Origin of the sequence: Pseudoxanthomonas winnipegensis, from assembly GCF_030322905.1 — a bacterium.
Classification (GTDB): domain Bacteria; phylum Pseudomonadota; class Gammaproteobacteria; order Xanthomonadales; family Xanthomonadaceae; genus Pseudoxanthomonas_A; species Pseudoxanthomonas_A winnipegensis.
In genome coordinates, this window is record NZ_CP095475.1 from 3538934 (window position 1) to 3555302 (window position 16369).

14 protein-coding genes are annotated in these 16369 nt (G+C 70.6%); 8 read left to right on the top strand and 6 right to left on the bottom strand.

Going from position 1 to position 16369, the window contains the following annotated elements; genetic code table 11:
• Positions 1-114 precede the first annotated feature (114 nt).
• From MWN52_RS15535 to MWN52_RS15550, 4 genes are read left to right on the top strand one after another with little or no spacing between them, the layout of a single operon-like run.
• Positions 115-2658 carry a DNA topoisomerase I gene (locus tag MWN52_RS15535; RefSeq protein ID WP_286575383.1) on the top strand — a complete coding sequence of 848 codons (2544 nt, stop codon included), beginning with the start codon at positions 115-117 and terminating at the stop codon, positions 2656-2658.
• Positions 2659-2662: 4 nt separating this feature from the next.
• Positions 2663-3229: an L-threonylcarbamoyladenylate synthase type 1 TsaC gene (gene tsaC, locus MWN52_RS15540; protein ID WP_286575384.1), complete on the top strand. Its 567-nt coding sequence runs from the start codon at positions 2663-2665 to the stop codon at positions 3227-3229.
• Positions 3230-3283: 54 nt separating this feature from the next.
• A complete protein-coding gene (locus MWN52_RS15545; protein WP_286575385.1) occupies positions 3284-3910 on the top strand; it encodes a DUF4124 domain-containing protein in 627 nt (208 codons plus the stop codon).
• The gene (locus MWN52_RS15550) at positions 3910-5019 is read left to right on the top strand and encodes a DUF4124 domain-containing protein (protein ID WP_286575386.1); all 1110 of its coding nucleotides are present in this window, start codon (positions 3910-3912) and stop codon (positions 5017-5019) included. Before MWN52_RS15545 ends, MWN52_RS15550 begins: the two co-directional genes overlap by 1 nt.
• A gap of 239 nt (positions 5020-5258) precedes the next feature.
• Here MWN52_RS15550 and mmsB read toward each other — a convergent pair whose 3' ends face one another.
• The 5 genes from mmsB to MWN52_RS15575 all read right to left on the bottom strand — a co-directional run bounded on the left by mmsB (position 5259) and on the right by MWN52_RS15575 (position 10956).
• Positions 5259-6155 (bottom strand): 3-hydroxyisobutyrate dehydrogenase, encoded by an 897-nt coding sequence (gene mmsB, locus MWN52_RS15555; RefSeq protein WP_286575387.1) that lies wholly within the window; start codon positions 6153-6155, stop codon positions 5259-5261.
• A 152-nt stretch (positions 6156-6307) separates the two neighbouring features.
• Complete coding sequence (locus MWN52_RS15560) at positions 6308-7459, bottom strand: enoyl-CoA hydratase/isomerase family protein (protein WP_286575388.1); 1152 nt, start codon at positions 7457-7459, stop codon at positions 6308-6310.
• Positions 7456-8250, bottom strand: a complete 795-nt coding sequence (locus MWN52_RS15565) for an enoyl-CoA hydratase (protein WP_286575389.1) — start codon at positions 8248-8250, stop codon at positions 7456-7458. Before MWN52_RS15565 ends, MWN52_RS15560 begins: the two co-directional genes overlap by 4 nt.
• A complete protein-coding gene (locus MWN52_RS15570) occupies positions 8247-9428 on the bottom strand; it encodes an acyl-CoA dehydrogenase family protein (protein WP_286575390.1) in 1182 nt (393 codons plus the stop codon). Before MWN52_RS15570 ends, MWN52_RS15565 begins: the two co-directional genes overlap by 4 nt.
• Positions 9429-9450: 22 nt before the next feature.
• On the bottom strand, positions 9451-10956 hold the full coding sequence (locus MWN52_RS15575; protein ID WP_286575391.1) for a CoA-acylating methylmalonate-semialdehyde dehydrogenase: 1506 nt from the start codon (positions 10954-10956) through the stop codon (positions 9451-9453).
• A gap of 124 nt (positions 10957-11080) precedes the next feature.
• Between MWN52_RS15575 and MWN52_RS15580 the strand changes: the two genes are divergently transcribed.
• The 4 genes from MWN52_RS15580 to MWN52_RS15595 all read left to right on the top strand — a co-directional run bounded on the left by MWN52_RS15580 (position 11081) and on the right by MWN52_RS15595 (position 15287).
• Complete coding sequence (locus MWN52_RS15580; RefSeq protein WP_286575393.1) at positions 11081-12457, top strand: helix-turn-helix domain-containing protein; 1377 nt, start codon at positions 11081-11083, stop codon at positions 12455-12457.
• A 143-nt stretch (positions 12458-12600) separates the two neighbouring features.
• A complete protein-coding gene (locus MWN52_RS15585) occupies positions 12601-13815 on the top strand; it encodes a serine hydrolase domain-containing protein (RefSeq protein ID WP_286575394.1) in 1215 nt (404 codons plus the stop codon).
• A gap of 103 nt (positions 13816-13918) precedes the next feature.
• Complete coding sequence (locus tag MWN52_RS15590; protein WP_286575395.1) at positions 13919-14692, top strand: glutaminyl-peptide cyclotransferase; 774 nt, start codon at positions 13919-13921, stop codon at positions 14690-14692.
• A 19-nt stretch (positions 14693-14711) separates the two neighbouring features.
• Positions 14712-15287 (top strand): GNAT family N-acetyltransferase, encoded by a 576-nt coding sequence (locus MWN52_RS15595; RefSeq protein WP_286575397.1) that lies wholly within the window; start codon positions 14712-14714, stop codon positions 15285-15287.
• A 285-nt stretch (positions 15288-15572) separates the two neighbouring features.
• Here MWN52_RS15595 and MWN52_RS15600 read toward each other — a convergent pair whose 3' ends face one another.
• Entirely contained in the window at positions 15573-16301 is a 729-nt protein-coding gene (locus MWN52_RS15600) for a class I SAM-dependent methyltransferase (protein ID WP_286575398.1), read from the bottom strand.
• Between the last annotated feature and the right edge of the window lie 68 nt (positions 16302-16369).

Below are 16369 nucleotides of genomic sequence, written 5' to 3' on the forward strand. Positions count from 1 at the left end.
AAAAGCCACAAGCTGAACGCCCGGGGCCGAAAGGACCGGGCGTCGCCTTCTGTCCTCCCCCGATCTGCCCCACACTCGCCGCCCCGCACGGCCCGCATCGAACCTCCCCAGCCAATGCCCAAGCACCTGCTCATCGTCGAGTCGCCCGCCAAGGCCAAGACGATCAACAAATACCTCGGCAAGGACTTCACCGTCCTGGCCAGCTACGGGCATGTGCGCGACCTGGTGCCCAAGGAGGGCGCGGTCGATCCGGACAACGGCTTCGCCATGCGCTACGACCTGATCGAAAAGAACGAGAAGCACGTCGATGCGATCGCCAAGGCGGCCAAGACGGCCGACGACATCTATCTGGCGACCGACCCGGACCGCGAGGGCGAGGCGATCAGCTGGCACATCGCCGAGATCCTGAAGGAACGCAACCTGGTCCAGGGCAAGCCCATGCACCGGGTGGTGTTCACCGAGATCACGCCGCGCGCGATCAAGGAGGCCATGACCAAGCCGCGCAGCATCGCCGCCGACCTGGTCGATGCGCAGCAGGCGCGCCGCGCGCTGGACTACTTGGTGGGCTTCAACCTCTCGCCGGTGCTGTGGCGCAAGGTGCAGCGCGGCCTGTCGGCCGGCCGCGTGCAGAGCCCGGCGCTGCGCATGATCGTCGAGCGCGAGGAGGAGATCGAAGCCTTCGTCGCCCGCGAGTATTGGTCCATCGCCGCCGAGTGCGCGCATCCCAGCCAGCATTTCAGCGCCAAGCTGGTGAAGCTGGACGGGCAGAAGTTCGAACAGTTCACCATCACCGACGGCGACACGGCCGAGGCCGCGCGCCTGCGCATCCAGCAGGCCGCGCAGGGCTCGCTGCATGTCACCGACGTGGCGAGCAAGGAGCGCAAGCGTCGCCCCGCCCCGCCGTTCACCACCTCGACCCTGCAGCAGGAGGCCTCGCGCAAGTTGGGCTTCACCACGCGCAAGACCATGCAGGTGGCGCAGAAGCTGTACGAGGGCGTGGCCATCGGCGAGGAGGGCACGGTCGGCCTGATCTCCTACATGCGTACCGACTCGGTAAACCTCTCGCAGGACGCGCTGGACGAGATCCGCGACGTCATCGCCCGCGACTACGGCACCGCCTCGCTGCCGGACAAGCCCAACACCTACCAGACCAAGTCCAAGAACGCCCAGGAGGCGCACGAAGCCGTGCGCCCGACCTCGGCCCTGCGCACGCCCGCGCAGGTGTCGCGCTACCTGTCCGACGACGAGCGCCGCCTGTACGAGCTGATCTGGAAGCGCGCGGTGGCCTGCCAGATGATCCCTGCCACGCTCAACACGGTCAGCGTCGAGCTGGCCGCCGGCAGCCAGCACGCCTTCCGCGCCAGCGGCACCACCGTGGTGGTGCCCGGCTTTCTGGCCGTGTACGAGGAAGGCAAGGACACCAAGAGCGCCGAGGACGAGGACGAAGGCCGCAAGCTGCCGGCGATGAAGCCGGGCGACACGGTGCCGCTGGACCGCATCAACGCCGAGCAGCACTTCACCCAGCCGCCGCCGCGCTTCACCGAAGCGGCGCTGGTCAAGGCGCTGGAGGAATACGGCATCGGCCGTCCCTCCACCTATGCCTCGATCATCCAGACCCTGATCTTCCGCAAGTATGTGGAGATGGAAGGCCGCAGCTTCCGGCCCTCCGACGTCGGCCGCGCGGTCAGCAAGTTCCTGTCCGGGCACTTCACCCGCTACGTGGACTACGACTTCACCGCCAAGATGGAAGACGAGCTGGATGCGGTCAGCCGCGGCGAGGAGGACTGGGTGCCGCTGATGACGCGCTTCTGGGAGCCCTTCATCCAGCTGGTGGACGAGAAGAAGGAATCGGTCGACCGCGCCGAGGCCAGCGGCGCGCGCGAGCTGGGCACCGATCCCAAGACCGGCAAGCCGGTCAGCGTGCGGCTGGGCCGGTTCGGGCCGTACGCGGCCATCGGCAGCACCGCCGAGGACGCCGAGGAGAAGCCCAAGTTCGCCTCGCTGCGCCCGGGCCAGTCGATGCACACCATCACCCTGGACGAGGCGCTGGAGCTGTTCCTGATGCCGCGCGCGCTGGGCCAGGACAAGGGCGAGGACGTCAGCGTCGGCATCGGCCGCTTCGGCCCGTTCGCCCGGCGCGGCAACACCTATGCCTCCCTGAAGAAGGAAGACGACCCGTACACGATCGACCTGGCCCGCGCGGTGTTCCTGATCGAGGAGAAGGAAGAGATCGCGCGCAACCGGATCATCAAGGAGTTCGACGGCAGCGACATCCAGGTGCTCAACGGCCGCTTCGGCCCGTACATCTCCGACGGCAAGCTCAACGGCAAGATCCCCAAGGATCGCGAACCGGCGTCGCTGACGCTGGACGAGGTGGTCAAGCTGCTGGAAGAGACCGGCAAGCCGGTGCGCAAGGGCTTCGGCGCGAAGAAGACCGCGGCCAAGGCGCCCGCCAAGAGCGCCAAGGCCGCCAAGGAACCTGCGGCGAAGAAGGCCGCCAAGAAGACTCCCGCAAAGAAAGCCGCCAAAAAGGCGGTGAAAAAGGTCGCCGCCCAGCCCGAACCGGCCGTGTCGATGCTCTCGTCCAAGGCCATGCCGGTCTCGGGCAAGAAGACCGTGATCAAGAAGAAGCCGGCCGACGACGCGGCACCGTTCTGACGCCATGCCGGTCTCGACCCTGTCCCTGGACGCCGCCGTCGCGCTGCTGCGCGAGGGCGGTGTGCTGGCCTATCCCACCGAAGGCGTGTGGGGCCTGGGCTGCGACCCGCTGTCGCAGCCGGCCGTGATGCGCCTGCTGGCGATCAAGCAGCGCAGCGTCGACAAGGGCCTGATCCTGATCGCCGCCGAGCGCGAGCAGCTCGCCCCGCTGCTGGACTGGGATGCGCTGCCGGCCGCGCGCCAGGCCGCGGTGCTCGACAGCTGGCCTGGCGCCAACACCTGGATCGTGCCGGCCTCGCCGCAGGCGCCGCGCTGGGTCACCGGCGTGCACAGCGGCATCGCCGTGCGCGTCACCGCCCATCCGCAGGTGATCGCGCTGTGCAACGCCTTCGGCGGGCCGCTGGTGTCCACCAGCGCCAACCTGGCCGGCGAGCCGTCGGCGCGCCGGTTCGAGGATCTCGACCTGCGCCTGCTGGCGCGCGTGGACGGCGTGCTGGAAGGCCGCACCGGCGGCCTGGATCGCCCCAGCGTGATCCGCGACGCGCGCACCGGCCAGGTCCTGCGGGACTGAACCGTCAGCGCCGCAAGGCTTCCCGCCCCGCAGGCCAGCGCGCAAGATGCGCGCATGTCGCGCCCACCGCTGCCGCCGCTGTTGCTCGTGCTTGCCGCCCTGGCGGCGGGTGACGTCCGTGCGGCCGATCCGGTCACGATCTACCGCTGCGTCGGCCGCGACGGCACGGTGACGCTGAGCGATGCGAAGTGCCCGCCGGGCCAGCGCCAGGAAGTGCGCGAGATGCTGCGCCCGGAGGATCCGCCGCCGGTGCCGGCCTCGCCCGCGGTCCCTGCCTCGCCAGCCCGCCCCGCCGCCCCACCGGCACCGGCGCAGGTGGTGATCTATCGCACCCCGCCGCGGCCGATGTACCTGTGCACCAGCGACGATGGGCGCAGCTACACCAGCGACAATGGCGACGGAAATCCGCGCCTGGTGCCGCTGTGGTCGCTGGGCTACCCCGGCGGCGGCTGGGGCCCGCCCGGCCATCATCGACCCGGCGGACCGGTGGTGGTCGGCAACACCTGGGTGCGCGACGCCTGTCACCAGCTGCCGCAGGCCGAGGTCTGCGACCGGCTGCGCGACCGGCGCTACGAGATCCAGCGCCAGTACCACAGCGCGCTGCAGAGCGAGCGGCACGCGCTGGACAAAGAACAGCGCGGTCTCGACGCGCGCCTGGACAACGATTGCGGAGCAGGTTGATGGGAGTGAGGAACTGGGCGCGCGTCGCCCTGGCGGCGACGGCGCTGGGCCTGGCGTGGCCGCTGCTGGCGCAGACCACGATCTACCGCTGCACCGATGCCAAGGGCGAGATGACGGTGCAGAACGCGCCGTGCCCGGCCGGGACCAAGGAAGACAAGCGCCAGGTCGGCGAGGTGGCGAGCCGGCCGCTGCCGTCTTCGCTGCGCAACGCGCCCGCGCCTGCGGCCGCCTCGACGGTGCCGCCCGCGCGCAGCGTCGAGGCGGCGCCGGTCGCGTTGCCTGCTCCTTCCGGGCCACCGCCCGCGCCGCTGCACCTGAGCGCCACCCCGGATCCGACCGTGACGCCGCCCGCGCCGACCGGGCCGGCGACGACGATCTACCGCTGCACCGATGCCACCGGCGCGCTGACCGTCCAGAACAGCCCCTGCCCGGCCGGCAGCAAGACCGACAAGCGCGCCGTGCAGGGCGTAGCCAGCATGCCGCTGCCCGGCAACAAGCCCGCTGCCGCCGCGCCGACGGCGAGCGCGGTGCCGGCGGCACAGGCGGCGGCCCCCACAGCGACACAGGCCGCTCCATTCGCCGCGCCGGCGGCGGCGCGCCAGGGCGGCGAGCGCGCACGCGATTCGGCCATCGTTCCGGCGGCCGACGACACGCAGGTGCTGCAGACGATTCCCGGCATGACGCTGATCCAGGACCCGACCCTGCACAAAGACGACGCGGCCGCCGACGCGCTGGCCGGTCGCAAGCCCGCGCAGGCCAGCCCGGCCGCGGCCGGGCTGGTCACCGGCTCGGCGCCGCCGATCCTGTTCCAGTGCACCACCTACGACAGCGGCACCTACCTGACCGAGGAGGCCAATCCGCAGTCGCGCTGCGCGCCGCTGAACACCGTCGGCCTGGACGGCAACCCGGCCGGCGGCGCAGGCCGCGCCTGCGAGGTGATCCACGACGTCTGCGCCCGCGTGCCCGACCAGCGCCTGTGCGCGGCTTGGAACAAGCGCCTGGGCGAGGCCGAAGTGGCCTGGCGCTACGCCAAGCCCGAGAACCAGGCCGACAGGAAGGCAGACTACGACCGCGTGCAGCGCATCGTCACCGATGCGCATTGCAAGTGAGATGCGCGGCGAGCGAGCAAGAGCGGGCAAGCGCGGATCGGAACGGCGAAGAAGACCCGTCATTTCCGCGAAAACGGGAAGTGCGTCTCGGCAGGCGCATGCCTGACCATCCAGTGGCTTTCATGCGCAGTGCCGACGTCAATGGATTCCCGCTTTCGCGGGAATGACGGTGGAAGGTTGGCGGAGGCTCGGCGATTGGACCGCGCTTCAAGGCACGGCCCACTGTTTGCAGCGAAGCCTCAGCCCTGCGCCTTGTCGCTGATCAGCTGCACCACGCTGGAGAAGTCCAGGCCGCCGCGTCCGGCCTGCTTGTTCATGGCGTAGAGGTTGCGCGCCAGTTCGCCCAGCGGGATGGTCGCGCCCACGCCCATGGCCGCCTCCACCGCCAGGCCCAGGTCCTTGAGCATCAGGTCGTTGCCGAAGCCGCCGCTGTAGCCGCGCGAGGCCGGTGCGTTCTCCAGCACGCCCGGCCATGGGTTGCAGACCTCGGTGGCCCAGCTGCGCCCGGTGCTGACCGCCATCATCTGCGAGAGCACCTTCGGGTCCAGCCCGTGCGCCACGCCCAGGCCGATGGCCTCGCCGGTCACCGCCATGATCACGCCCAGGGCCATGTTGTTGCACAGCTTGGCGACCTGGCCGGCGCCGCTGGCGCCGACGTGGAAAATGTTCTTGCCCATCGCCTGCAGCACGGGGCGGGCGCGTTCGAGCACCTGCGCCTCGCCGCCGACGATGAAGGTCAGCGTGCCGGCCTGGGCGCCGGCGGTGCCGCCGGACACCGGCGCGTCGAGCATCGCCAGGCCGTGCGCGGCCGCGGCCTGGGCGACCTTGCGCGCGCTGGCCGGGGCGATGGTGCTGCAGTCGATCACCAGTGCGCCGGCCGGGATCTTTTCGAGCAGCCCGCCGTCGCCCAGGTACAGGCCTTCGACATGCCGACTGGCCGGCAGCATCGAGATCACCACCTCGGCACCGTCCAGCGTGTCGAGGGCCGAGGCGGCGGCGTGGGCGCCGGCGGCCTTGGCCGCCTCCAGCGCCGCGGGCGCCAGGTCGAACACCGACAGCGTGTGCCCGGCCTTGACCAGGTTGACGGCCATCGGCCCGCCCATGTTGCCCAGACCGATGAAGGCGATATGTGACATTGGTAAGGCCCTCCCGGGGCGTAGTGATATCGATGCGTGGTAGAGCCGAGCTCGCTCGGCTGTGGCTTTCCCGACAGAGCCGGACCCGGGCAAGCTCGGCTGGGGCTTTCCCGGTAGAGCCCCAGCCGAGCGAGCTCGGCTCTACAGGGTATTCATGCGAGGTCGGCGAGCGGATGCGCCTCGGCGGGCCAGGGCGAGATGAGGAAACCCTGCGCCCACTGCGCGTCGGCCTCGGCCAGGGTGGCCGGGTTCCAGCGCGGCTTGCGGTCCTTGTCGATCAGCAGCGCGCGGATGCCTTCGGCAAAGTCGCCATGGGCGGCCACATGCAGGGCGGCGATGCATTCCAGGCGGAAGGTGTCGGCCAGGCTCAGGTCGGCGGCGCGGCGCTGCAGTTCCCAGGCCAGGCGCGCCGAACCCGGCGCACCGGCGGCCAGCGTGGCCTGCGCGGTTTGCAGCCACGGGTCGTCGTCGCTGGAGGCGGCGCCGATGGCGGCCACCACCTGCTCCAGCGAACCGGCGCCGACCAGCGCCTCGACCTGCTCGGCATGCGATTGCAGCGGCCCGGGCGGCGCCGGCATGGACATGCCGGCCAGCAGCCTGGTCAGCGCGGCGCGGTTGGCCGCAGGCGCCTCGTCCCAGGGCTGCGCGACCAGCGCATCGAGCAGCGCGGCGTGCCGGCCGCTGTCGATGCACACATCGGCCAGGCCTGCGTAGATCGCATCGCCGGCGTTGAGCGGCGCGCCGGTCAGCGCCAGGAACAGGCCCGCCCCGCGCGGCACGCGCGCCAGCAGCCAGCTGCCGCCGACATCGGGGAACAGGCCGATGCCGATCTCCGGCATGGCCAGCCGCGAGCGCTCGGTGACCACGCGGTGGCTGGCGCCCGACATCAGGCCGATGCCGCCGCCCATCACGATGCCATGGCCCCAGCACAGCAGCGGCTTGGGATAGGTGTGGATGAAGTAGTCCAGGCGGTATTCCTCTTCGAAGAATGCCGCCGCGTACGCGTTGGAGGTGATGTCCTCGCCGCCGCCATCGCGGTACTCGCGCATGCTGCGGTACAGGCCGTGCAGGTCGCCGCCGGCGCAGAAGGCCTTCTCGCCCGCGCCCTGCAGCACCACGCAGGCGATGGCGGCGTCCTCGGCCCAGGCGCGCAGCTGCGCGTCCAGCAGGCGCGTCATCTCCAAAGACAGGCCGTTGAGCGTCTTGGGCGCGTTGAGCGTGGCGATGCCGATGCGCTTGCCGCCTGCGCCCTCGCGGGTCTCGAACAGCACCGGCGCCTCGACCACCGAGTCGTGCGGATTCATGCGTTGGTCCATTGCGGCGCGCGCTTTTCAAGGAACGCGTTGACGCCCTCGGCCTGGTCGGCGGTGTCGAACAGATCGACGAAGGCCTCGCGTTCGGCCACCAGCGCCGCGGCGAAGCTGCCGCTGCGCGTGGCCTGCACCAGCGCCTTGCACGCGGCCACGCTGGTCGGGCTCTGGCGGCCCGCGCTGCGCGCCCAGTCCAGAGCACGTGCGCGGCCCTCTCCCCGCGGCACCACCTCTTCGACCAGGCCGATGCGCAGCGCGGTGGCCGCATCGACGCGCTCGCCGAGCAGGATCATGCGCTTGGCCCAGCCCTCCCCGACCAGCCGCGGCAGCGCCTGTGTGCCTCCCGCACACGGCAGCAGGCCCACGGCCGCTTCGGTGAGGGCGAGCTGCGCGTGCTCCTCGGCGATGCGCAGGTCGCAGGCCAGCGCGCATTCCAGCCCGCCGCCCATGGCATAGCCGTTGATCGCGGCGATGGACACGCCCCGGAACGCGGCCAGCGCTTCGAAGGCCTCGCCGAAGCGGCGCGCCGCCTCCCGCGCGGCCGCCTTGTCGCCGGAGGCGAACTGCTTCAGGTCCGCGCCGGCCGAGAAGAACTTCTCGCCCTCGCCGGTGATCACCAGCGCGTAGATGTCGCGGTCGGCGTTGAGCGCGCCGACCAGGTCGCGCAGCGCGGCCAGGCTGTGCACGGTCCAGGTATTGGCCGGCGGGTTGGACAGGCTGACGAGGGCGACATGGCCCTCGGCCTCGACCTTGAGCCCGGTGTGCTCGGTGTCGCGCCAGCTCATCGCAGCGCCTCGTCGCTGCTCAGCAGGTGCCGCGAGATGATCACGCGCATGATCTCGTTGGTGCCCTCCAGGATCTGGTGCACGCGGCAATCGCGCAGCAGGCGCTCGACCGGGTACTCGCGGATGTAGCCGTAGCCGCCGTGCAGCTGCAGCGCATCGTTGCAGACCGAGAAGCCCGCATCGGTGGCGAAGCGCTTGGCCATCGCGCACCACACGGTCTTGTCCGGCGCGTCGGCGTCGAGCTTGCGCGCGGCGGTGTGGACCATCTGGCGCGCGGCGACTAGTTCGGTGGCCATGTCGGCCAGCTTGAACTGCAGCGCCTGGAACTCGCTCAGCTTCTTGCCGAACTGGCTGCGCTCGCCCAGATAGCGGCGCGCCGCATCCAGCGCGCCCTGGGCCGCGCCCAGCGAGCACGCGGCGATGTTGATGCGCCCACCGTCCAGCGCCTTCATCGCCAGGCGGAAGCCGTCGCCCTCCTGGCCCAGCAGGTTGGCGGCCGGCACGCGCACGCCCTGGAAGGTGATGCCGCGCGTGGGCTGGCTGTTCCAGCCCATCTTCTCTTCCTTGCGGCCGTAGCTGATGCCCTCCGCATCGGCCGGCACGACGAAGGCGCTGATGCCGCGCGCGCCGGGCTCGCCGGTGCGCGCCATCACCACCAGCACGTCGGTGGCGCCGGCACCGGAGATGAAGGCCTTGGCGCCGTCGAGCACGTAGTGGTCGCCCTCGCGCACGGCGCGGGTCTTGAGCGAGGCCGCATCCGAGCCCGCGCCCGGTTCGGTCAAGCAATACGAGGCCAGCTTCTCGCCGGCGACCAGCCCCGGGCACCAGGCATCGCGCACGGCCGGCGTGGCGTTGCCGGCGATCAGCCAGGTGGCCATGTTGTGGATGGTGATGAAGGCGGCGGTCGAGGGATCGACGCTGGCCAGCTCCTCGAACACCACCGCCGCATCCAGCCGCGACAGTCCCAGCCCGCCGACGGCCTCGGGCGAGTACAGCCCGCAGAAGCCCAGCTGGCCGGCCTTGGCGATGGCCTCGCGCGGGAAGATGCATTCGGCGTCCCAGTGGGCGGCGTGCGGGGCGAATTCCTTGTCGGCGAAGTCGCGCGCGGCCTCGCGGAAGGCCTGCTGCTCCTCGGTGAGTTCGGCCGCGTCGTGCGGGAGTTTCATCACTGCGTTCATGGCATCGCCCTTGTGCGAAGGCTCACTTGAGACTGATCGTGGTGTTGACGCCATGGCTGAGCGTGTCGTCGTCGAACCAGCGCGCGGTCACCGTCTTGGTCTGGGTGTAGAACAGCACCACCTGCTTGCCGTACGGACCCAGGTCGCCCAGCTTGGAGGCGCGCGAACCGGTGAAGGAGAACAGCGGCACCGGCACCGGGATCGGCACGTTGATGCCGACCTGGCCCACGTCGATGTCTTCCTGGAACCGGCGCGCGGCCGCGCCGGACTGGGTGAACAGCGCGGTGCCGTTGCCGTTGGGGTTGGCGTTGACGAAGGCGATGGCCTCATCGAGCGTGTCGACCTCCACAATCACCAGCACCGGCCCGAAGATCTCCTCGTCGTAGATGCGCATGCCCGGCTTGACGCCGGAGAAGATGGTCGGGCCGACGAAGTTGCCCTGCGCGTGGCCCTCGACCTGCGGCTTGCGGCCGTCCAGTTCGAGCTTGGCGCCCTGGGCGATGCCCGATTCGATCAGCGCCTCCACGCGCGAGCACGCGGTGGTGGAGATCAGCGGGCCGACGTCCACGCCGCTGGCGTTGCCCGGGCCCACTTTCAGCGTCTTGGCCTTCTCGACCAGATCGGGGATCCAGTCGCGCGCCGCGCCCACCACCACCATCGTCGAGGCGGCCATGCAGCGCTGGCCGGCCGCGCCGAACGCCGCGCCGGCCATCGCATTGAGCGTCTGCTCCTTGTTGGCATCGGGCAGGACGACGGCGTGGTTCTTGGCGCCCATCATGCACTGCACGCGCTTGCCGGCCAGCGAGGCGCGGTTGTAGACATGCGTGCCGACCCTGGTCGAGCCGACGAAGGACACCGCCTTGATGTCGGGGTGATCGCAGATGGCGTTGACCACCTCCTCGCCGCCGTGGACGACGTTGAGCACGCCCTTGGGGATGCCCGCCTCCAGCGCCAGTTCGACCAGGCGCATGGTCACCATCGGGTCCTGCTCGGAGGGCTTGAGGATGAAGGTGTTGCCGGTGGCGATGGCCATCGGGAACATCCACAGCGGGATCATCGCCGGGAAGTTGAACGGGGTGATGCCGGCGCACACGCCGAGCGGCTGCATGAGCGTGTAGGTGTCCACGCCGTTGGCCACGTTGTTGGCCAGCTCGCCCAGCTGCAGGTTGCCGATGGCCGCGGCGTGTTCGACCACCTCCAGGCCGCGGAACACGTCGCCCTCGGCATCGGGCAGGGTCTTGCCCTGCTCGGCGGTGAGGATCGCCGCCAACTCGCCCATGTGCTCGCGGATCAGCTGCTGGTACTTGAGGAAGATGCGCGCGCGGGTGCCGATGGGCGTCTTGCGCCAGGTCTTGAAGGCCTCCTTGGCGGCGGCCACGGCGCGGTCCACCTCGTCCACGGTGGCGAAGGGCACCTGCCCGAGCACTTCCTGCGTGGCCGGGTTGACGATGTCCTTCCAGGTGGAGGTGCGCGATTCGACGAAGGCACCGTCGATCAGCAGAGACACGCGCGGCAGTTCAGCGTTCATGGGCGGCCCTTGGGGCGATGGCGAATGACAGGATTCGCATCTTTCGCAAGATCGGGGCAGATTTCAGCCCCAATTCTGCTTAATCCGGCCAATGACCGGCCGGATTTCTGCGAAGATTGCGAAGATGAGCCCCCACCGCCGCCTCGAGCTCGGCCTGCGCCTGCAGCGCCTGCGCCAGCGCCACGGCCTGTCCCAGGCCCAGCTGGCCCAGGCGCTGGGCCTCTCGCCCAGCTATCTCAACCAGATCGAGCGCAACAAGCGCCCGCTGACCCCCGCCGTGCAGCAGCGCCTGCGCCAGGTCCTGCAGGACACCGCCGGCCTGTTCGACGCCGACGACCCGGCCGCGCTGATCGACCCGCTGCACGAGACCCTGGTCGCGCTGGACCGGCCCGGCGTGACCACGGCCGAGTTGCGCGCCCTGGCGGGCAACCTGCCCCAGGTCGCCCATGCGCTGCTGGACCTGCATCGCGAGCATCGCGCCCTGCGCGAGCGCGCCGCGGCGCTGGAACTGCAGATCGGCGATGCGACCTCCGGCGCGCCGGCCTTGCTGCCGCCCGGCGACCAGGTGCGCGACTATTTCAACCGCCTGCGCAACCACATCCCCGAGCTGGACACGCTGGCCGAGGGCCTGTTCGACGAACTGGGCCTGGTGCCCGGCCACACCGCGCCGCGCCTGCGCCAGCGCCTGGCCGACCGCCACGGCGTGCTGGCCGAGGTCCACGGCGGCGGCCAGATCAAGCGCCGCCTGGACACGGCCGCGCGCGTGCTGCATCTGCCCGACTACCTGCGCCCGGGCCAGCAGGCCTTCCAGATGGCCGCCGAACTGGTGCTGCTGGAACACCCGGGCCTGATCGCCGCGCTGACCGCGCGCGCCGGTTTCGACGACGCCGAGCGCATTGCGCTGGCGCGCATCGGCCTGTCCAACTACTTCGCCGGCGCGCTGGTGATGCCCTACGGCGAGTTCCTGCGCAGCGCCGAGCAGAGCCGCTACGACATCGAATGGCTGGCGCACCGCTTCGGCGTGGGCTTCGAGGCGGTGTGCCATCGCCTGTCCACGCTGCAGCGCGAGGGCGCGCCGGGCCTGCCGATCTTCTTCATGCGCGTGGACCGCGCCGGCAACGTGTCCAAGCGCCATTCGTCCACCGATTTCCACTTCTCCCAGGTCGGCGGCTCCTGCCCGCTCTGGATCGTGTACGAGGCCTTCAACCAGCCCGGACGCGTGCTGACCCAGGTCACCCGCCTGCCCGATGGCCGACGCCACTTCTGGCTGGCCCGACAGGTCAGCACCGGCCCGGTCGGCTACGGCCAGCCGCGCAAGACCTTCGCCGTCACGGTGGGCTGCGACCTGCGCCACGCCGAGCGCCTGGTCTACGCCCGCGGCATCGACATCCGCCCCGAATCGGCCGTGCCCATCGGCCCGGGCTGCCGCACCTGCGAATGGAGCGACTGCCTGCAGCGCGCCTTCCCCGCGCTGCCGCAGCTGGGTGCGGTGGCGCGCTGAAGGGTGGCCGCCCGAGCGTGCGCCGTGGGGCACGGGCGGCGCACTGCTGACGGATCGGTCAGGATGCCCGCGGAAGTGACTTCCGGCAGACGCGGCGGCGATGCCGTGGCTGAGACGCTCGCGGCTCCAACAGGGGGTTCCGCATGTACTTGCGCAAGACGCTGCTCACGCTGCTGACCGTGTCGCTCGCTGGCGGCCCGCTGTGTCTGGCCGAAGCGCGCGCCGACGAGCGCAGCGCCGAACCTGCCGCCCAGGCGGCCTCGGTCGATGCGGCGATCAGGCAGCAGATGCGCGAAGGCGGGCTGGTCGGCGTGGGGGCCGCGGTCATCGTGGACGGCAAGGTGGCCTGGCGCGGTGCCTACGGGCTGGCCGACCGCGAGAGCGGACGTCCGTTCACCACCGCGACCGTCATGAACATCGCGTCCATCAGCAAGACCGTCGTGGGCGCGGCGATGATGCGCGCGCTGGAGGAAGGCAAGCTCGACGTCGACGCGGACATCGATGGCTACCTGCCGTTCCAGGTGCGCAACCCGCGTCATCCCGACATCCCGATCACGCTGCGCCAGATCGCCACGCACACCTCCAGCATCACCGATCGCTGGGACGTGTACGCCGCGAGCTACCACTTCGGCCGCAATGCGCCGCAGCCGCTGGGCGACTTTCTGCGCGGCTACTTCGTGCCGGGCGGGGCCGACTACAGCCCGGAGAACTACAACGCCTCCGCGCCCGGGACCGAGCGCGACTACTCCAACATCGGCGCCGGGCTGGCCGGCTACATCATCGAGCGCACCACCGGCCAGCCGCTGGATCGCTACACCGAGGACCGCATCTTCCGCCCGCTCGGCATGGACAGCACCCACTGGCGTCTCCAGCCGCGCGATCTGCGCGAGGGCGCCACGCTGTACCTGTCGCAGGACGGCATCGCCGTCGCGTTGCAGCCCTACACCGGCACGACCTGGCCCGATGGCGGACTGCGCACCTCGGTCGACGACCTGTCCAAGTTCTTCATCGCCCTGCTCAGCGGCGGCCAGGCCAACGGTGCGCGCATCCTGAAGCCGTCCTCGGTGGATGAAATGCTGCGCCTGCAGTTCACGGCCGAGCACAAGCCGGCCAATGTCGACATCGCCGAGAAGAACTCCGGCCTGTTCTGGCAGACCAAGTTCAACACCCGGTACGTGGGCCACGGCGGCAGCGACCCCGGCCTGAAGACCGAGATGCTGGCCACGCCCGATCTGCGGACCGGCATCGTGTTCTTCACCAACACCGCCGGCCAGGACACCGAGAAGGCGTATGTGGCGATCCTCAAGCTGCTGTTCGCCCACGCTCAGGCGCTGAGCGCATCGGGCGCGGCGCGTTAGCGCGGCTGAAGGGCGGCGTCCGGATGCGTTGAAAGCGCTCGTCAACCGCCTGCGCTGGGCTAAGCTGCCGCCTCGCTCCTCGACCGTCGCTCCGATGCAGTGCATGTCCGCCCCCCCCCTGCGCCCGGCTCTCGCGCTGCTGCTGGCGCTGTTCACCCTGCCCGCCTGCGCGCGGGTGCCGGTGTATGGCGTCAAGGCGGTCAAGACGTATCCGCACGACACGCAGGCCTTCACCGAGGGGCTGTTCTACCTGGATGGCGTGCTGTACGAGAGCACCGGCGAGCTGGGCGAGTCGGTGGTGCGCAAGGTGGAGCTGGCCACCGGCAAGGTGCTGCAGGAGGCGGCACTGCCGCCGCAATACTTCGGCGAGGGCATCGTCGCGCACGACGGCAAGCTGCTGCAGCTGACCTGGCGCAGCGGCGTGGGCGCGATCCGCGACCTGGCGACCTTGGACATCGTCGGCAGCTTCCGCTATCCGGGCGAAGGCTGGGCGCTGACCCGCGATGAGACGCACCTGTACATGAGCGACGGCACGCCGGTCATCCGCGTGCTCGATCCGGACACCTTGCAGCCGACCGGCAGCATCACCGTAACCGTCGAGGGAAAGCCGCTGCAGCGCGTCAACGAGCTGGAATGGATCAAGGGCCAGCTATGGGCCAATGTGTGGATGACCGATCGCATCGCGCGCATCGATCCGGCCACCGGCGCGGTGGTGGGCTGGGTCGACCTCAAGGGCCTGTTCGATTACCGCAAGCTGCCCGACCCGAACGACGACGTGCCCAACGGCATCGCCTACGACGCGCAGGGCGACCGCATCTTCGTCACCGGCAAGCGCTGGCCCAAGCTGTTCGAGATCAAGCTGACCGGGCCGCGCTGAGCGCCCGCGCCCACAGACCATGCACACTTTCGACCTGTTTCCCTACAGCTTCGCCGGGCTGCGCCTGCGCGCGCTGCGCCTGGACGATCTGGACGCCTTCCACGCCTATCGCCGCGATCCGGCGGTGGCCCGCTTCCAGGGCTGGCCGCCGATGGACCGCCCGGCCTGCGAGGCCTTCCTGCGCGAGCAGGCCGGACACGACGCCCTGGTGCCCGATGGCTGGCGGCAGCTGGCGCTTGCGCGCGCGCAGGACGACGCGCTGATCGGCGATGTCGGAGTGTGGCTGTCGGCCGATGCCACGCAGGCCGAGTTCGGGCTGAGCATCACGCCGGACGCGCAGGGACAGGGCCATGGCACGGCCTGCGTCCGCGGGCTGCTGACGCGGCTGGCCGGCCTGCCCTCCCTTGTGGAGGTCCAAGCCGCCAGCGACCTGCGCAACCTGCCGTGCCTGGCGCTGCTGCAGCGGGCGGGCATGACGCCCTCGCACCGGCGCGAAGACGAATACAAGGGCGAATGGTGCGTCGAGCAGGTCTTCGTCACCCGCCTGGATCCGCATCGCCACCTCGCGGATACCACCGCATTGCGCGCCGACTGAACGTGGTCAAGCTGGCCAAGTCTGTCACCTTGGTGAGAGCCCCCGTCTCTTCCGATCACGCCGCGCCCTCCTTGTAGAGCGGAGCTTGCTCCGCTGCCTTCCGTTCAGTTCGTGGGAAAGCCCCAGCGGAGCAAGCTCCGCTCTACAGGCGCGGCTGCGGTATCTCGCCAGTCCTATGGCGGACCATGGCATTCAGGCGGAGGAGCGGCACGCGCATGCAGGCGGCCAGGGCCGCCTTGGCCGGCGCATGCGGCGCAGGAGGCGCCGACTCCACGCCGATCGCGCTCAGCCCAGCACGCGCACCGCAGCAGGCTTGCGCACCTCGACCACACGGGTCGGCACCCACGGACCGCCCCACCACATGCGCCAGCCCAGGCTGCGGCGCGTGGCGGTCACGCCGTGGGTGGCGAGCCTGGCCACGTACTCGTCGGTCTTGTTGATGTCGGCCAGCAGCAGCACGCCGCCGGGGCGCAGCACGCGCCAGGCCTCGTCGATGGCCTGCGCGCGGCCCTCGCGCCTGGCGATGTTGTGGATGGCCACATTGGAGACCACCGCATCGAAGCTGGCATCGGCGAACGGCAGGTGGCGCATGTCGGCGGTGTGCAACTCCACGCGCGCGGCCACGCCCTCGGCCTCGGCATTGGCCAGCGCGGCCGCCATGGCGTTGCCCGACTGGTCCTTGCTGCTCCAGATGTCCACGCCGACCGCGCGCCCGCGCGGCAGGTGGCGCGCGACCTCCAGCAGCACCATGCCGCGGCCGCAGCCCAGGTCCAGCACCCGCTCGTCGCCGCGCCACGGCTGCGCGGCCAGCAGGCGCTGCCAGACCAGGAACTTCCCGCGCCGCGTGGTGTGCAGATACAGCCCCGCCATCAGCGTCAGGATGATGGCGCTCACCCACCACTGCGGCGCCACGAACACCGCGACGGCCGCACAGGCCAGGGCGCCTGCGAGCATCCCGAGCGGGGCATAGGGCGCGTCGATGCCGTAGCGACCGGCGCGAAGCGATGCGGACATGGGCGTGTTCTCCGAAAGGGGCGGCGCCATCGTGCGCGTGCGCCGGCACGCCCTCCAGTGACAGCTGT